Annotated in this window: 19 protein-coding genes; 11 read left to right on the top strand and 8 right to left on the bottom strand. The window is 46.3% G+C overall.

What is annotated here, in order from left to right:
- Positions 1-2 precede the first annotated feature (2 nt).
- Together JX580_RS07270 and ettA are read right to left on the bottom strand one after the other, a co-directional pair.
- The gene (locus JX580_RS07270) at positions 3-920 is read right to left on the bottom strand and encodes a GGDEF domain-containing protein (protein ID WP_248849886.1); all 918 of its coding nucleotides are present in this window, start codon (positions 918-920) and stop codon (positions 3-5) included.
- A gap of 15 nt (positions 921-935) precedes the next feature.
- A complete protein-coding gene (gene ettA, locus JX580_RS07265) occupies positions 936-2606 on the bottom strand; it encodes an energy-dependent translational throttle protein EttA (protein ID WP_248849885.1) in 1671 nt (556 codons plus the stop codon).
- A 183-nt stretch (positions 2607-2789) separates the two neighbouring features.
- On the opposite strand from ettA, the gene glyA reads away from it, so the two are divergent.
- The 8 genes from glyA (at position 2790) to thiL (ending at position 9622) form a co-directional block, all read left to right on the top strand.
- Positions 2790-4061, top strand: coding sequence for a serine hydroxymethyltransferase (glyA, locus tag JX580_RS07260; RefSeq protein WP_248849884.1), 1272 nt, complete (start codon positions 2790-2792; stop codon positions 4059-4061).
- Between the two features lie 56 nt (positions 4062-4117).
- A complete protein-coding gene (nrdR, locus tag JX580_RS07255) occupies positions 4118-4591 on the top strand; it encodes a transcriptional regulator NrdR (RefSeq protein ID WP_248849883.1) in 474 nt (157 codons plus the stop codon).
- A complete protein-coding gene (gene ribD, locus JX580_RS07250; RefSeq protein ID WP_248849882.1) occupies positions 4591-5778 on the top strand; it encodes a bifunctional diaminohydroxyphosphoribosylaminopyrimidine deaminase/5-amino-6-(5-phosphoribosylamino)uracil reductase RibD in 1188 nt (395 codons plus the stop codon). The genes nrdR and ribD overlap by 1 nt, the downstream gene beginning before the upstream one ends.
- 2 nt (positions 5779-5780) lie before the next feature.
- Entirely contained in the window at positions 5781-6446 is a 666-nt protein-coding gene (locus JX580_RS07245; protein WP_248849881.1) for a riboflavin synthase, read from the top strand.
- Between the two features lie 37 nt (positions 6447-6483).
- Positions 6484-7599: a bifunctional 3,4-dihydroxy-2-butanone-4-phosphate synthase/GTP cyclohydrolase II gene (gene ribBA / locus JX580_RS07240; RefSeq protein WP_248849880.1), complete on the top strand. Its 1116-nt coding sequence runs from the start codon at positions 6484-6486 to the stop codon at positions 7597-7599.
- Positions 7600-7624: 25 nt separating this feature from the next.
- A complete protein-coding gene (ribH, locus tag JX580_RS07235) occupies positions 7625-8086 on the top strand; it encodes a 6,7-dimethyl-8-ribityllumazine synthase (protein WP_248849879.1) in 462 nt (153 codons plus the stop codon).
- Entirely contained in the window at positions 8086-8592 is a 507-nt protein-coding gene (gene nusB / locus JX580_RS07230; RefSeq protein WP_248849878.1) for a transcription antitermination factor NusB, read from the top strand. The genes ribH and nusB overlap by 1 nt, the downstream gene beginning before the upstream one ends.
- A 76-nt stretch (positions 8593-8668) precedes the next feature.
- Positions 8669-9622 (top strand): thiamine-phosphate kinase, encoded by a 954-nt coding sequence (gene thiL / locus JX580_RS07225; RefSeq protein WP_248849877.1) that lies wholly within the window; start codon positions 8669-8671, stop codon positions 9620-9622.
- On the opposite strand, the gene greB is transcribed toward thiL, so the two are convergent.
- Entirely contained in the window at positions 9614-10105 is a 492-nt protein-coding gene (gene greB, locus JX580_RS07220) for a transcription elongation factor GreB (protein ID WP_248849876.1), read from the bottom strand. The genes thiL and greB overlap by 9 nt on opposite strands.
- A gap of 17 nt (positions 10106-10122) precedes the next feature.
- The gene (locus JX580_RS07215; protein WP_248849875.1) at positions 10123-11187 is read right to left on the bottom strand and encodes a 3-deoxy-7-phosphoheptulonate synthase; all 1065 of its coding nucleotides are present in this window, start codon (positions 11185-11187) and stop codon (positions 10123-10125) included.
- Positions 11188-11400: 213 nt separating this feature from the next.
- Between JX580_RS07215 and JX580_RS07210 the strand changes: the two genes are divergently transcribed.
- Positions 11401-11700: a DUF3579 domain-containing protein gene (locus tag JX580_RS07210; protein ID WP_248849874.1), complete on the top strand. Its 300-nt coding sequence runs from the start codon at positions 11401-11403 to the stop codon at positions 11698-11700.
- Positions 11701-11737: 37 nt separating this feature from the next.
- Here the strand turns inward: JX580_RS07210 and JX580_RS07205 are convergent, their stop codons facing one another.
- From JX580_RS07205 to JX580_RS07190, 4 genes are read right to left on the bottom strand one after another with little or no spacing between them, the layout of a single operon-like run.
- Positions 11738-12523 carry a prepilin peptidase gene (locus JX580_RS07205; protein WP_248849873.1) on the bottom strand — a complete coding sequence of 262 codons (786 nt, stop codon included), beginning with the start codon at positions 12521-12523 and terminating at the stop codon, positions 11738-11740.
- On the bottom strand, positions 12516-12893 hold the full coding sequence (gene queD, locus JX580_RS07200; RefSeq protein ID WP_248849872.1) for a 6-carboxytetrahydropterin synthase QueD: 378 nt from the start codon (positions 12891-12893) through the stop codon (positions 12516-12518). Before queD ends, JX580_RS07205 begins: the two co-directional genes overlap by 8 nt.
- 50 nt (positions 12894-12943) lie before the next feature.
- Positions 12944-13822: a polyprenyl synthetase family protein gene (locus JX580_RS07195; RefSeq protein WP_248849871.1), complete on the bottom strand. Its 879-nt coding sequence runs from the start codon at positions 13820-13822 to the stop codon at positions 12944-12946.
- Positions 13823-13852: 30 nt separating this feature from the next.
- Positions 13853-14713 (bottom strand): SDR family NAD(P)-dependent oxidoreductase, encoded by an 861-nt coding sequence (locus JX580_RS07190; RefSeq protein ID WP_248849870.1) that lies wholly within the window; start codon positions 14711-14713, stop codon positions 13853-13855.
- 160 nt (positions 14714-14873) lie between these two features.
- On the opposite strand from JX580_RS07190, the gene JX580_RS07185 reads away from it, so the two are divergent.
- Entirely contained in the window at positions 14874-15515 is a 642-nt protein-coding gene (locus JX580_RS07185; protein ID WP_349251684.1) for a DUF502 domain-containing protein, read from the top strand.
- Positions 15516-15570: 55 nt separating this feature from the next.
- Complete coding sequence (aspS, locus tag JX580_RS07180) at positions 15571-17355, top strand: aspartate--tRNA ligase (protein WP_248849869.1); 1785 nt, start codon at positions 15571-15573, stop codon at positions 17353-17355.
- Positions 17356-17358 lie beyond the last annotated feature (3 nt).

The raw sequence follows: 17358 nt of genomic DNA, 5'->3' as shown, positions 1-17358 counted from the left end.
TTTTAGATTATTTTGGTGATTTCGCGGCTAGTACGCAGTTGCGCTATCGCATCATTCACTCGGTTGAATAAAATGCGACTGTCTTCGTGTTGGTCACGAAGTTCAGTCACGCCAGCTTGACTGGTTAAGCAGGTGGTCTGCTGCTCATCCAGTCGAATCTTGTGCCCGGAGATTTTTTCTTGTGCCAGCTTGGCAATACGGAAGGCATCGACGGCTTTTACCTCCGGCAAAACGATCATAAACTGGTCACAACTTAAACGGCCGATATGTCCGAGGTCTTTAACCGTCGCCTCAATCGCATGGGCCGCGCCTAAAATGGCTTTATCACCGAGTTCGTGGCCATAGCCGTCGGTAATATTTTTAAAGCAATCTAAGTCGATTTTAATCAGCGATAGGGGTTGGTTATTTAGCTTGGCTTGGCTAATAAGTTCATTAACCAAGTCAAGGAAAAAATCACGGTTATAAAAGTGGGTTAGCGCGTCGTTTTTTGAAAGGTGTTCAATCTGTTCTTCCATGTGTTTGCGCTGCGTGATGTTAATCGCCAGCCAAATCACCGCCGGCTGGCCATAGACATCGGTGTTAAGAGGATAAACCCGTGCTTCATACCATTGGCCACCTTGTGGGCCGATTGGCTCGATGCCTTGAACCTCTTCGTTAGCTAATTGGTATTCAATTTCTTGTAAACGTTGGGTTTTAATCGCTTTTTGCACCACATTTAAAAAGCGCATCGCCATTTTTTCCGGCAAAACCTGTTGATAGGTCTTGCCAATCAGACTATGACCGTCGGCATATAAACTGCGTTCGCTGCCGCCAATAATATCTAAATAGGTGCCGTCCTGACCCATAACGAAAATAGGGTCGGGCATGGCATTCGCAATCGCTTCAATATGCGAGTGCAGCGTTTGATCAGAATGTGCCATGCAGTGTCCCCTCGGTTAGTTTTTAGAAATCGGCTTGTATTTAATTCTGTGTGGCTGATTGGCGTCTGCGCCTTTGCGACGTTTATAGTCGGCTTCGTAGTCGGAGAAGTTACCTTCAAACCATTCTACGTGTGAATCGCCTTCAAAAGCGAGCATATGCGTTGCGATACGATCCAAGAACCAACGGTCATGCGAAATAACCACCGCACAGCCGGCATATTCAAGCAGGGCTTCTTCAAGTGCGCGAAGGGTTTCAACGTCCAAGTCGTTAGTCGGTTCGTCAAGCAACAACACATTACCACCTTTGCGCAGCGTCTTGGCGAGATGAACACGGTTGCGTTCACCACCGGAAAGTTCACCAATGCGTTTTTGTTGGTCGCCGCCTTTGAAGTTAAAACGTGAGCAATAGGCACGTGAGTTGACCTCAAAATTGCCAACCATAAAACTCTCATCGCCACCGGAAATTTCTTCCCAAACGGTTTTGCTGTCGTCCAGTGCATCACGACTTTGGTCAACGTAAGACAGTTTTACGGTTTCACCAAACACGATTTCACCGCTATCGGGTTGTTCTTGACCGGTCAGCATTTTAAATAGGGTCGATTTACCTGCACCGTTGGGGCCGATAATGCCGACGATACCGCCCTGTGGCAAGCGGAAGGTTAAGTCATCAATCAGTAAGCGATCACCAAAACCCTTAGATACATTGGAAACTTCAATGACTTTTTCACCTAGGCGCTCGGCCACAGGGATAAATATTTCATTGGTTTCATTGCGTTTTTGAGTTTCAATGCTGCTCAGTTCGTCAAAGCGTGCCATACGGGCTTTTGATTTAGCATGACGGCCTTTGGGGTTGGCGCGAACCCATTCAAGTTCGTGTTTAATCGTGCGTAGGCGAGCCGCTTCTTGTTTGGATTCCTGTTCTAATCGCTGCTCTTTTTGTTCAAGCCATGAGGAATAGTTGCCTTCATAGGGAATCCCTTGACCACGATCCAGTTCAAGAATCCATTGCGCCGCATTGTCGAGGAAGTAGCGGTCATGGGTAATGGCGACCACGGTGCCGGGGAATTCCAGCAAGAACCGCTCTAGCCAAGCAATCGATTCGGCATCTAAATGGTTGGTCGGTTCGTCAAGCAGCAACATGTCGGGTTTGGACAATAACAAGCGACAAAGCGCGACACGACGGCGTTCACCACCAGAAAGTTTAGTGACATCCGCATCCCAAGCCGGAAGACGCAGGGCATCAGCGGCAATTTCGAGCGTGCGCTCAAGGTTGTGACCGTCCATGGCTTGAATAATGTCTTCGATTTGCGCCTGTTTTTGCGCCAGCTTGTCAAAATCCGCATCCGGTTCAGCATAGGCGGCATAGACAGCATCAAGCTCTGCGAGTGCTTGTTTAACCTCTGCCACGGCTTCTTCAACATTGCCACGCACGTCTTTACTGGCGTCAAGTTGGGGTTCTTGGGGGAGGTAGCCTACCTTAATGCCGGGTTGTGGGCGCGCTTCGCCGACGATGTCGGTATCAATGCCGGCCATAATGCGCAGTAGGGTTGATTTACCAGAGCCGTTTAAACCCAAAACGCCGATTTTCGCGCCGGGAAAAAACGATAAGGAAATGTCTTTTAGAATGTATTTTGATGGGGGAACCACTTTTCCAACGCGGTTCATGGTGTAAACAAATTGAGCCATAGTTTCTCGCTTGCAAGGTTTATTGGATTTTCAAATAAAAATTTTAGTTACACTTTACCTAAAATTAGCGCTTTAATAAAGACGTTGGCAGTTTTTTAACCTGAAATCAACGTGGTGCTTTTTATTAACTGCTGTTAAAATTACCAGTCTTTGAAATTTAACCTTTGCAAATGGAGTCCTTGCATGTTTGATAAAACCATGACAATCGCTGGCTATGATGATGATATCGCTAATGCGATGGCGGCTGAAGCCCAGCGCCAAGAAGATCACATTGAATTGATCGCTTCTGAAAACTATACCAGCCCGCGTGTTATGGAAGCGCAAGGCTCTGTGTTAACCAATAAGTATGCAGAGGGTTATCCCTATAAGCGTTATTATGGCGGTTGTGAGCATGTAGACGTGGTTGAAGCTTTGGCGATAGAACGTGCAAAGCAATTGTTTGGCGCGGATTACGCTAACGTCCAGCCTCACTCAGGTTCGCAGGCGAATGCACCGGTTTATATGGCTTTGTTAGAGCCGGGTGATACGGTATTAGGTATGAGTTTGGCGCATGGTGGTCATTTAACTCACGGTTCTAAGGTTAACTTTTCCGGCAAAATCTACAATGCGGTGCAGTATGGCTTAAACCCTACCACCGGTGAAATTGACTATGATGAAGTCGAACGTCTAGCTCAAGAACACAAGCCTAAGTTAGTGGTGGCCGGTTTTTCTGCTTATTCGCAAATTGTTGATTGGCAGCGTTTCCGTGATATTGCCGATAGCGTCGGTGCTTATTTATTAGTTGATATGGCGCACGTGGCAGGCTTGGTTGCGGCGGGTTTATATCCTAATCCGGTGCAAATTGCCGATGTTACCACTACCACAACCCACAAAACCTTACGCGGTCCTCGTGGTGGTTTGATCCTTGCCAAAGCGAATCCTGAGATTGAGAAAAAATTGAATTCATTGGTGTTCCCGGGGACACAAGGTGGGCCGTTAATGCACGTGATCGCGGCAAAAGCGGTGGCATTTAAAGAGGCGATGGAGCCGGAGTTCAAAACCTATGCCGCCCAGGTAATTAAAAACGCTCAGGCGATGGCGGAAGTATTTATCGAGCGTGGCTTGGATGTGGTTTCGGGTGGTACTAAAAACCATTTGTTCCTTGTCAGTCTGATTGAAAAAGGCTTAACCGGTAAGCTAGTCGATGCGGCCTTGGGTGCTGCGCACATCACGATTAACAAAAACTCTGTGCCGAATGATCCTATGTCACCGTTTGTCACCAGTGGTATTCGTGTCGGTACCGCGGCGGCTACCACCCGTGGTTTTGGTGAGCAGGAATGTCGTGATCTAGCTGGTTGGATGTGTGATGTGGTGGATGCTTGTGATCAGGCTTCGGAAAGCTGGGATGAAACCGTAATTGCTCAGGTTCGCCAGAAAGTCAGTGCACTTTGCGCTGCGCACCCTGTTTACAAGTAAGGCTTTAGATTCACCAGGTTTGGCTTAGTTCGGCTTGGTGGTCTGATTTCATTTCTATGTATTGCCCATTCTGTAATGCACCGGACACTAAGGTGATTGATTCGCGTCTTTCAACTGAAGGTGTTCAGGTTCGCCGTCGACGTGAATGTCAGGAGTGCGGTGAGCGTTTTACAACCTATGAAAGCGTTGAGCTCTCCTTGCCCCGTGTCGTGAAGTCCGATGGTAACCGTGAAAAGTTTGATGAAGATAAATTACGTCGCGGTCTCGTTAAAGCACTTGAAAAACGTCCGGTAGCGAGTGAACGTATTGATAGTATTGTTAATCAAATTGTCAAAAGTATGATGGCAGATGGTGCGCGTGAAGTGCCTTCTTCTCAAATTGGTGAGTGGATTATGCAAGCCCTAAGAGAGGTTGATCAGGTCGCTTATGTGCGTTTTGCTTCGGTTTATCGCTCGTTTCAAGACGTGAATGCCTTTCGCGAAGAGATCGAAAAGCTGGTAGAGGCGACCGCCGCAAAGGGTGGGCGTTAATGGCGAATCGTGAAGCCTTGAAATTAAGTCAGCCTGAGCAAGATGCCCACTGGATGCAACACGCTTTGATGTTGGCTGAAAAGGGACGCTATAGTACGCGCCCTAATCCTGCGGTTGGCTGTGTTATCGTTAAGGATGGTCATCAGGTGGGTGAAGGTTGGCATCCTAAAGCCGGTGAGCCTCATGCGGAGGTATTCGCTTTACGCCAAGCTGGGGAGCTTGCTCGCGGTGCGACCGCCTATGTTACGCTTGAACCCTGTTCTCACTTTGGCAAAACGCCGCCTTGTGCCGATGCGCTGGTTGCAGCGGGTGTTTCCCGAGTGGTGCTAGCGATGCAAGACCCTAACCCGAAGGTTTCAGGTCGGGGTATTGTGCGCTTGCAATCGGCTGGGATCGAGGTGGTGAATAACCTAATGGCCGATCAAGCCAGTGTGCTAAATCAAGGATTTATTAAATTTATGCAAACTCAAAAACCGTTTGTGCGCTTGAAACTGGCCAGTAGCGTGGATGGCAGAACCGCGATGGCCTCCGGTGAAAGTCTTTGGATAACCGGTGATGCCGCGCGTCAAGAAGTGCATAAATTGCGCGCCCGTCATGGCGCAATTATTACTGGTATCGGTACGGTATTGGCGGATGATCCAAGTATGAATGTGCGCTTGCCTGATGCTATGTTGGCAGACATGGGTTTGGATCAGGCTCTGTGTCATCCTATCCGAGTGGTGTTGGATCCGAACTTGAGTATGCCATTGGAGGCTAAGATGCTTAGCTTGCCGGGGCGAACATTATTAATGACCGCACCGCAGACAGTTGAAAATAGCACATCGTTGGTCGAGGCCTTATTGGCAAAGGGAATCGAAATTGTGGCGGTGCAGGCACAGGAAGACCGGTTAGACCTTGAAAGTGTGTTAGATTATCTTGCGAAAGAAGAGCAGGTTTATGATGTGATGATTGAATCGGGTGCCTCGGTAGCGGGCGCGTTTGTGGAAGCAGGCCTGGTTGATGAGTTGCATTGGTTTGTGGCGCCACATTTAATGGGACATAAAGGCAAGCCTTTGTTGGTTTTACCGCAGATTAACTCGATGGCTGAGCGTATATCGCTTAAGCCGCAATCCGTTAGCCAAGTCGGTGATGATTGGCATTTTGTGTTTTCGTTTGTTGGCAATGACATTTCTGAAAACAGGGAGTAGGCATGTTTACAGGTATTATCCAAGCGCAAGGTTATATCAAACGGATTGATGTTCGAAATGGCGACTGGCGTTTAACCGTCGCGGTGGGTGAGTTGGATATGACCGATGTGGCTATGGGCGACAGTATTGCAACCCAAGGTGTCTGTTTGACGGCCGTTGAGTTTAACGCGAATGAGTTTGTGGCTGACGTTTCCGCTGAAACACTCAAAGTGACGACACTGGGTGATTTAAAAATCGGCAGTAAGGTTAATTTAGAAAAGGCTTTGCGGTTACAAGATAGGTTGGGTGGACATCTTGTCAGTGGACATGTAGACGGTGTTGGCCTAGTTAAAACCATTAGTCAAGATGCCCGTTCTTGGCGTTATTTAATTGAAGCGCCGGTAGAGATTGCGCGCTATATTGCGCACAAGGGGTCGGTGTGCATTAATGGAGTCAGCTTAACAGTCAATCAGGTAAGTGGTTGTGAATTTGATGTTAATATTGTGCCGCATACCCGTGAAAAAACCACAATTCGTGAATGGCAAGTTGGCTCGCGATTGAATTTAGAGGTCGATTTATTAGCGCGTTATTTGGAGCGTTTAATAAGCGGCCCCAACGCTGAGGGTGAAAAGCAAGCCAAGCCCGCTGTGATCACTGAAACCTTGTTAGCTCAAGCAGGTTATTTATAAGCTTGGGTTCAATCGCCAAGATGGATTAAGGAAGAACATGGAATTAAGCTCAATTGAAGAGATTCTTGATGATTATCGTCAAGGGAAAATGGTTATCTTGATGGATGACGAAGACCGTGAAAATGAAGGGGATTTGCTTGTTCCTGCCAGTACCGTGACCGCGCAAGACATTAATTTTATGGCGCGTTATGGTCGAGGATTGATTTGTTTGACGCTGACTAAAGAGCGTTGCCAGCAGTTGCGCATTCCGCTGATGGTGCATGATAACCAAGATCCACATGGTACTAATTTTACTGTTTCAATCGAGGCGGCAGAGGGGGTATCAACCGGTATTTCAGCCAGTGATCGTGCGGTGACGGTTCAGGCCGCTGTCAAGCCGGATGCGCAGCCAAGTGATATCGTCACACCTGGGCACATTTTTCCATTGATGGCCAGGCCTGGTGGCGTGCTCACCCGTGCGGGTCATACTGAAGCCGGTTGTGATTTGGCGCGTTTAGCCGGTTTTGAGCCAGCATCGGTGATTGTTGAGATTATGAACGAAGACGGTAGTATGGCGCGTCGTGATGATCTGGAAGCCTTTGCCGAGCAACATGGTCTAAAATTGGGAACGGTAGCGGATTTAATTCAATATCGCTTGCGAAACGAAAAAACCGTTGAGCGGGTGTCTGAGTGCAAACTCCCCACCGAGTTTGGTGATTTTAAGCTGATGGCTTATGAAGATGCGTTGGATCATAAGGCACATCTGGCGATGGTTTATGGCCAGATAGATCCGGCTCAGTCTACGCTTGTTCGGGTGCATATGCAAGATACCCTGTGCGATATGCTGGGCTCGCAACGAGCAGAGTGCGGCTGGCCATTGCGTTCGGCGATGCAGCAAATCGCTCAAGCTGGAGCAGGGGTAATTGTGGTGTTGCGCAAAAACGAAGAAGCTGGCGAGTTGTTGGATCGTATTGCGCATTATCAAATGGCGGATCGCGGTGTTAAAATGCCTGAAACCCAGGTTGAAGATGATGCCAAAACCTTTGGTTTGGGGGCGCAAATTTTAGCGGATTTAGGTGTGAGTAAGTTGCGTGTCATCGGCTCACATTGGAAACTGAATGCCTTAAGCGGTTTTGGTTTAGAAATTACCGAATATATCGATAAGCAAGATTAACAAATAACACAGATAGGATAGATTTATGAAGACCATTGCAGGCGATTTAGTTGCAAAAGATATGAAAATTGGCTTGGTTGTAGGTCGTTTCAACAGTTTTATTGTAGAGCATTTGGTATCAGGCGCCGTGGATAGTATCAAGCGTCATGGTGGCTCGGAAGATAATATTGAACAGGTGTTGGTGCCAGGTGCGTTTGAAATTCCGTTAGCGGCGCAAAAAATGGCGGCCAGTGGTAAATATGATGCGGTCGTGGCCTTGGGTGCAGTGATTCGTGGTGGTACGCCGCATTTTGATTATGTGGCGGGTGAGTGTGCCAAAGGCTTAGGGCAGGTGATGCTTAATCAAAACATGCCGGTGGTATTTGGGGTGTTAACGGTGGATAGTATTGAGCAAGCGATTGAGCGTGCCGGCACCAAAGCGGGTAACAAGGGTGGCGAAGCCGCCTTGTCAGCGATTGAAATGGTTAACCTATTGAAGCAGATTTAATGAACGAACAAAATATTGAAAATTTGGCGGATTTGATTAAGCAGCCGTCAGAAGAGGTGGCTGAACCCACAGCCGTTAAGTTGAGCCCAAGAACCCAGTCTCGTCATTTGGCATTACAGGCGTTGTATCACTGGATGCTTAATCAACAAGAGTTGTATTTGATCGAAAAGCAGTTTGCTGAAGAGGGATGGTTATCAGGGTGTGACCGAGATTGGTTTCGTGAGTTGATACGCGAAGTGGTCGATCAGTCTGAGGCGCTAGACGCTGTTTATGCGACTTTTTTAGATCGATCAATTAAGATGATTAACCCTGTTGAGCGCACCATTCTACGTATGGCGGTTTATGAATTACAAAGCCAGATGCAGATTCCGTATAAGGTCATCATAAACGAAGCGGTTGAGCTGGCTAAAACCTTTGGCGCGGAAGATGGTCATAAGTATATTAACGGGGTATTGGATAAACTTGCCAAACAGCTGCGTCCTCTTGAGTTCCAAACTCCTGGTTAAGGGCCTGTCTTCTCGTTTCTTCTCTTGCTCCTGCCCGCTTAAGCGGGCGATCTAATTTAGTAAAAACTTTTGGCTTATGGAATTTGATTTAATTCAGAAATATTTTGTGCCGTTGAGTCAAGCAACTAATATGGATCTTGATGATTTGTTCATCGGAGATGATGGGGCATTGGTAACGCCTGTTGCCGATGCGCAGTTGGTGATTGTGACGGATACGCTGGTTGAAGGGATTCATTTTCCCGTGGGTTCTGCCTCTTATGACATTGGCTGGAAAGCGCTGGCGGTAAACTTAAGCGATTTAGCCGCGATGGGGGCTAAGCCAGCTTTCTATTCATTAGCCTTAACCTTGCCTCAGGTTGACCAGGCCTGGTTGAATGGGCTGGCACAAGGTTTGGCTGATTGTGCTAGCCCCTATTCCATTCCGCTTATTGGTGGTGATACTACTCGTGGCCCTTTGACCCTTACCGTGACCGCTCAGGGCTGGGTGCCAAAGGGTCGAGCCTTGCTAAGAAAGGGGGCAAAGGCGGGTGAGGGGATATTTGTTACCGGCTTTATTGGTGAAGCGGGCCGTGGTTTGTCTTTAGCTTTAGCCGGGAAGGGTGGAGATAATCCGGCAGACTTATCTTCACTTAACAGGCTTAATCGCCCCGTTCCAAGAGTGGGCTTGGGTTGTGCGTTGGTTGGGGTAGCAAGCAGTGCGATTGATGTTTCGGATGGCTTATTGGCTGATTTGAATCATATTCTAGTGGCGTCTAAGGTGGGGGCGAATTTAAAATCGACTGACATTCCCTTGTCTAAACCAGTGCAGGAATGGGCTGGCGATGAACCGCTCAAGCCGTTATGCGCGGGTGATGACTATGAACTCTGCTTTACTGCAAGCTTAGATAAGGTTGACCAACTTTATGTTTTGGCGGAACAGCAGGGCGTTAAGTTAAGTCAAATAGGTCTGATCTCGCAACAACCAGGCCTGCTTGTTGATGGTGTTCCCTTGGACATGAAAAAAACAGGTTATAACCATTTTTCAGGATGAAACTTGTTTTGGCGTTTGATAGCTAATGGATTTGACATACCAGTATTGCGTTCCGTTAGGAAGTTCTACTTTTATTTCTTCGCCCTGTTGCTTTTGTAGGCAGGCTCGAGCCATGGGTGAGTCTATCGATATATAGTGTTGTTTACGATAAATTTCTTCTGTTCCAACAATACGAAATAACAGGGTTTCGTCCTCGTCATTTTCAAGCTCGACCCAAGCACCAAAAAATACTTTTCCTTCTTGAATAGGGTGGTATTCTACAATTTTGAGCTCTTCTAAACATTTACGAAGGAAGCGCACACGGCGATCAATTTCTCTTAATCGGCGTTTATTGTATTGATAGTCTGCATTTTCAGAACGATCGCCCAAGCTGGCAGCCCAGGCGACTATTTTGGTAACCTGTGGACGTTCTGTACGCCAAAGATGATCTAGCTCATCCTTCAGTGCTTGAAAGCCTTCTTTGGTAATGAGCTTAGTTTTCATCGACTGGCTGATTAACCTTATGGGCGAAGTCGACGTTGGCGTACGCCTTCTGCCAGTGTTTCGAGAAGGGTCAGGCTGTCTGACCAATCTATGCAGGCATCAGTAATACTTTGACCATAGGTAAGAGGGTGGCCAGGTTTAACATCTTGCCGTCCTGCGACCAGATGGCTCTCAACCATTGCGCCCATAATCTCTTTTGATCCTGCCTTTAATTGTTCAGAAATAGATTCTGCGACGAGCATTTGCTTTTGGTGGTCTTTATTGCTATTGGCATGGCTGCAGTCGATCATTAATTTACTTTGAACCTTAGCGGCTTTAAGTTCTTGAACGGCTTGAGCTACAAATTCAGGTTGATAGTTAGGGCCGGAGTTACCCCCGCGCAAAATAACATGACAGTCTTCGTTACCTGTGGTTGAAAAGATGGCTGAATGGCCGGATTTAGTCAGTGAAAGAAAAATATGCGGCTTATTAGCGGCCCGAATTGCATCAACGGCAATACGGAAGCTTCCATCGGTTCCATTTTTGAAGCCAACCGGACAGGATAGACCCGATGCGAGTTCTCTATGGCCTTGACTTTCAGTGGTTCTAGCGCCAATGGCTCCCCAGCTAACCAGATCAGAGATATATTGTGGTGAGATTAGATCTAGAAACTCGGTAGCGGCAGGAACCCCCATGTGATTGACATCGAGTAAAAACCCGCGGGCAAGTTCAAGACCTTTGTTAATTTGAAAGGTTTCATTCAAATCAGGGTCGTTAATGAGTCCTTTCCAACCTACTGTGGTTCGAGGTTTTTCAAAGTAAACGCGCATCACAATTAATAAATCTTCACTGTGCTGATCTATTTGTTGTTTGAGTTTTTGAGCATAGTCTCGTCCCGCATCCGTATCATGGATAGAGCAGGGTCCAATGACAACTAATAGACGGTCATCTTTACCATTCAAAATATTATGAATTTGATGACGTGTGTTAAATACAGTTTTAGCCGCCTGTTCGGTGATGGCGAGTTTTTCATGCAGCTCGATGGGCGGGCGTACTTCTGTAATATGATTGATGCGAAGATCGTCTGTTTGATATTGCGTCATGTTGGTCAGCTATCCTGCTAAATTCTTAAAATTAACTGAATATTATAAGCGAATTTTAGGTTTTCAAGTGTTAAAACTCGCTTGAATTAGTGGTTTTATAGCCTAAAGCAATGAGGATTTTGCTAATTTAAATCAGTGTGGGCTATAAAAAATGATTATCTATGCTAAAATTTATACCAATTTTGAAACTAGCTAAATGAGAGTGGTACGAACTTGGCTGTACACTGCAAATACATAATTGAAGGGGTGACCGAAGATGGTCGTAAGTTTAGACCGAGCGATTGGATAGATCGAGTCGCTTCGATGATGGCTTCTTATGGCAAATCACACCGTTTGGTTTACTCGGATTTATTGCACCCTGAACTCTATCAGGGCGAGAAGTGTTTGATTATAGATACTGAGCTCGAAATCAAGAACCCTGGCATGTTTGAATACGTTATGAACTTTGCCAAGAGCAATAATCTAAAAACATCGAAAGTGTGTGAGTTGGTTGAATCTAAGCTGGGTGCTTAGGTTTTTTTAGTTTACAACATTAAAGTTCCTTCTTGCTCTATATAATCTGCCAGCCTAGTTGAATTAGAAATAAGCTGACAAGTCCACCTAGTGCAAGAAATGGCCCAAAAGCCATTTCTTGTTGCCACGCTTGTTTCTTCATAAGCATAAGGCCTAGTGAAATAACCAGGCTGGTTACAGCTGCGATGACGATAACCTGTGGCAGAGCCATAACCCCTAACCATGCGCCCAAAGCGGCTGTCAGTTTAAAGTCTCCAAATCCCATGCCTTCTCTGCCGGTTAAAAGGTGGTGGATTTGATAAATAGTCCATAAGCTCATATAGCCGACTGCGGCGCCGAAAATAGCATCTTGAGGGCTAGCAAAAAATCCTTGAGTGTTGATAAGTAACCCAAGCCAAACTAAGGGCAGGCTAAGGTTGTCTAGGATCAATTTATGTTCAAAATCGATAATGCTGATGGTAAGTAACCAAAGAGCCAGTAGCGCCGTCAGCCAAGCCTCAAGGGTGTTGCCCAGCAATGCGAAGGTGACGAGCATGAGCAACCCGCTGCTTAGTTCTATCAGCGGGTAGCGAGCCGAGATGGCTGTATGGCAGTGGTGACATTTTCCTTTCGATATCAACCAGCTTATGACCGGGATAAGACGAGTCCAAGGAATGGGGTTTTGGCATTTCGGGCACTTTGAGCCGCCAAGACTGATGGATTTGAGTTGTTCACGGCCATCAAGCTCCATGATTCTTGGCATACGCCAGCTTAACATGGAGATAAAGCTGCCGATTACTAGGCCGAATAGCGTAACCGCCAGCAGAAATATTTGATCATTCACTGTAAATTACGCAGTTACGGTCGTTTTCCCAGATGGTTATGCGGTGCATTTTTACCAGATCGGTTTCAATTTTTTTGGCAATTTCATTGAAAAGGTAGTGCGCAATATTTTCAGCGGTTGGGTTAACGCGTTGGAAATGCGGATGATCGTTTAGAAAGCTGTGATCTAGTTCAGCGACAGCTTGTTTAGCGTGGCGTTTAATTTCTTTAAAGTCGATGACCATGCCAATGTCATTTAGTTTTTCACCAATAACTTCAACTTCTACTTTCCAGTTGTGACCATGAAGTTTGGCGCAGTCCCCCGGGTAGCCTCGTAGACTGTGCGCCGAAGCAAAGTCAAGCAGCGTTTTTAAAATATATTGTTGTGCCATCGCAAACTCCTAAATCTGGGTAATTTAATTATTATAACCAACTCCTGTGTTTAGTGCTCACGTTGGGCGGTAAAGTTAATCAAATCCTTTAAAAAAAGGCTATTAAATCCAAGTTTTTGGTGGCAATCGTGGGCTAGTTGGATTTGTTGGTCACGCATGACCTTTGCTTTTTCTAAGCCTAATAGTTGGGGGAAGGTTGATTTGTTAAGAGCTTGGTCGCGACCCTGGGTTTTGCCGAGGGTCGCGGTGTTGCCTTCTATATCTAGAATATCGTCTTGGATTTGGAACGCGAGTCCCAATGCGTGCCCCAGTTTCGATAACCAGGCCTGGTAGTGTAGGTAGTCGGGGTGAGGCACTGCTCCCAGTAGGAGTGCGGCTTCAATCAGTGCGCCGGTTTTAAGTCGATGAACCTGGATCAGTTTCTCAAGCGTTAGGGTTTTGTTTTCGGCTTGGATGTCTCTCATTTGGCCGGCGATCATGCCTTGGGCACCGGCGGCTTTCGCTAAAATTTGAATAGACTGTGTGCGTTGCTCGGGGGCGATTTCTAATGTGCAGGCCATTATTTCAAAGGCCAGCGTAAGCTGTGAATCCCCCGTTAAGATAGCAGTGGCTTCGTCAAATTTTTTATGGCAGGTGGGTTGGCCTCTTCTTAGGTCGTCGTCGTCCATTGCCGGCAAATCGTCGTGTACGAGAGAGTAGCTATGGATGAGTTCAATTGCGCAAGCAGCGGGGTCGACCTTTTTAAGTGGGAGTGCTAACCCTTCGGTTACGGCATAGATGAGTGCCGGTCGCAAGCGTTTTCCTGGGCTTAGGCTCGCGTAGTTGAGTGCGTTTTGAAGGCGTTGAGGCATGTCGGTTGTACGCTCAGACAGGTGGCGACTGATCTGTTCCTCAACTCGCTTTTGGTATTGTTTTAATTTCGATTTCATAATTTTATTTGCGTTTTGGTTGGTCAATTCTTAGCGGCGGCCATCACCGCCGGCTTTCATTAGTACCCAATCTAGCGCTTTGCTTGGCAGTAGTCGTTTTAAAATTGCAAAAAGATGGGTGGGTGTCGTTACGCGGTAGCGGGCTTTGGCGTTTTTTGCTTGTAGCGCATGAATCAGTGCTTTAGTTACTGCCTCGGGGCCGAGTGTGAAAGGTGCGGAAGCTCCTTTTTTTGTTAAGCGAGTTTCCATTGATTTATAGTTAGCTCGATGAGCAGATTGATCAGCCTGTACCCATTTAAGATATTCTTGATGAGCGTTTTCTCGAAAGCAGGATAAAATCGGGCCGGGTTCAATCAGGCTGATTTGAATAGGGTCTTGAGCAAGTTCTATTCTTAAGGTGTCAGCAAGGCCTTCAATCGCGAACTTGCTGGAGTTGTAAGCACCGCGGTAAGCCATAGCAGCAAAGCCCAGAACGGAGCTGTTGTAGATAATACGGCCATGGCCTTGTTTTCGCATCTGTTTAATAACGAGGTTGGTGAGTTGTTGAGTACCAAACACATTGGTCGCAAACTGGTGTTCGAGCGCCTGTCTACTGAGATCCTCTATGGCACCAGGTAAACCAAATGCGCCGTTGTTAAAAAGTGCATCAATTGAACCTTGTGTTATTTCGAGTGCTTCTTTCCAGGCCTGGTTAACAGAGTCTTCATTGGCTAGGTCGCATTGAATGCAAATTAAGCCCTCTTGTTGTAAACGAGTGACATCTTCATGTTTTCGGCAACTTGCGATTATTTTGTAGCCAAGATTTTTAAGGGCATGGGCCGCATGATAACCAATGCCACTTGAGCAGCCTGTAATTAAAATGGTTTTTGGGGGTAGAATCTTGATGGACATGGGTTTTGAGTTAATTTGCTTTTGTTATATTAGAAGTGGGCAGCTGGGCGGCTTGTTGTTTTCATTTTTTCGGTTATGAATTCTATCTTATTGGATTCAGTATTGCTAAGGTAATTCCAATAGATTTCGGTATAATAACGAACTAATTTCAAAAGGGGAAATGATGATCCTATTAAAACGTTATTTTATCGCTGGCTTATTGGTCTTGTTGCCTTTATGGGTGACGTTTGAAGCGATTGTTTTTTTAGTAGGTTTATTTGATCGTAGTCTTCATTTGGTACCCATGCAGTATCACCCACAGGTTCTTTTGGGATTTGATATACCCGGTTTTGGGATTTTAGTTTCTTTGGTTATCGTTTTATTCACTGGGATGCTGGTTGCTAATATTCTCGGCAATAAGCTGTTGCACTGGTGGGAAAGGTTTTTGTCTAAAATCCCGCTGGTACGCTCAATTTATACAGCGGTAAAACAAATTGTTGAAGCGGTCGTGGGTACCGATGAGCAGACCTTTCAAAAGGTTTATTTGGTGCAATACCCGCGTCATGGTTTATGGACTTTGGCTTTTCAAACGAGTAAAAGCCGAGGTGAAGCGCAAGCAAAAACAGGTGTTGATCAGGTGATTAATTTATTTATACCAACAACGCCTAACCCCACTTCAGGTTTTTTTATTATGGCACCGGTTCAAGAGGTGGTCGAGTTAGAGATGAGCGTCGATGATGCACTTAAGATGGTGATTTCCGGTGGGGTTGTGGTTCCGCCTTGGCTGCCTAAGCCAAATGAAACAGAAGTCGAATTGAAGTAAGATTAATTTTTTTAAATGTTTTAATTGTTAAATAATTGGATTAGAAGGAAAAAAGATGCGTACACATTATTGTGGTCAGGTAACAGAAGCACTCATTGGTCAAACCGTTAGCGTTGCGGGTTGGGTTCATCGTCGTCGTGACCATGGTGGCGTTATTTTTATAGACTTACGTGACCGCGAAGGTTTGGTGCAGGTGGTTGTGGATCCGGATACGGCAGAAATTTTTGCTAAGGCTGAGCATTTGCGTTCTGAATGTGTGTTGCGTATCAGCGGTATTGTTCGTGCCCGTCCGGAAGGCACGGCGAATGCCAATTTAACCTCAGGTCAAATTGAAATGTTGGCGAAAGAGCTGGATGTGCTCAGCATGGCAGAGCCGATTCCTTTCCAGTTGGATGACAAGCATATCAGTGAGGAAGTGCGTTTAAAGTACCGTTATATTGACTTGCGTCGTGAGGAAATGCAAAAAACCCTCAAGCTGCGTTATGCGGTAACTCGTTCAATGCGTAATTACTTGGATAATAACGGCTTTATTGATATGGAGACTCCTATTCTCACCAAGTCAACGCCTGAAGGTGCGCGTGATTATCTGGTACCTAGCCGTACCCATGAACATAAGTTTTTTGCGCTACCACAATCGCCGCAATTGTTTAAGCAGTTGTTAATGATGTCTGGCTTTGATCGTTATTATCAAATTACCCGTTGTTTCCGTGATGAGGATTTACGCGCGGATCGTCAACCTGAATTCACCCAGTTAGATATCGAGACCTCGTTTATGGATGAAAATGGGGTGATGGGGTTGATGGAAGGTTTGACCAAGACGATATTTAAAGAAGGCATTGGGGTCGAGTTTGATTATGATTTCCCGCAAATGACCTATGCCGATGCGATTCAAAAGTATGGCATTGATCGTCCAGACTTACGTATTCCGCTAGAGTTGGTTGATGTCGCTGATTTATTGCAAGACATCGAGTTTAAAGTATTTGCCGGACCGGCAAAAGATCCAAAAGGCCGTGTGGCGGCCTTATGTGTGCCAGGTGCGGGCGAAATGTCGCGTAAAGAAATCGACGATTACACCAAGTTTGTTGGTATTTACGGAGCCAAAGGTTTGGCCTATATCAAGGTAAATGATATTGCCGCCGGTATTGATGGCTTACAGTCGCCGATTGTGAAATTCTTCCCGGATCAAGTCATGCAGATTCTTGAGCGTGTTGGCGCTAAAGATGGTGATATTGTGTTCTTTGGTGCGGATAAAGCCAAAATCGTCAACGAAGCGCTAGGCGCATTGCGAGTTAAGATCGGTGAAGATCGTCAAATGTTCACCGATAAATGGAAGCCAGTATGGGTAGTCGATTTCCCGATGTTTGAGGAAGATGAAAAAACCGCGCGCGTTGCGGCGATGCATCATCCATTTACTCAGCCTAAAGCAACCACCGAAGAAATTTTAGCCTCGAAGAACCCAGGGCAAATGTTAGCGCGTGCCTATGACTTGGTGATTAACGGTATTGAAGTCGGCGGTGGTTCAGTGCGTATCCACGATACAAATATGCAGGCGGCCGTGTTTAAATTGTTAGGTATTAGCGACGAAGATGCGGCGGAGAAGTTTGGTTTCTTATTAAATGCGCTGAAATACGGTTGCCCTCCGCATGCGGGTATGGCGTTTGGTTTAGATCGTTTGATTATGCTGATGGCCGACCGTGAATCGATTCGTGATGTGATTGCTTTCCCGAAAACACAGTCAGCGGCCTGCTTATTAACCGAGGCACCAGGCCTGGTGGAAATGGCGCAGTTGCGTGAACTTAATATTCGTTTGAATAAAAAAGTCGCCGAAGCGAGCCATTGATTC

It is taken from the genome of Thiomicrospira microaerophila, assembly GCF_023278225.1.
Classification (GTDB): Bacteria; Pseudomonadota; Gammaproteobacteria; order Thiomicrospirales; family Thiomicrospiraceae; genus Thiomicrospira; species Thiomicrospira microaerophila_A.
The sequence above is the reverse complement of the archived record's forward strand: the minus strand, read 5'-3'. Positions and strand labels throughout refer to the sequence as shown.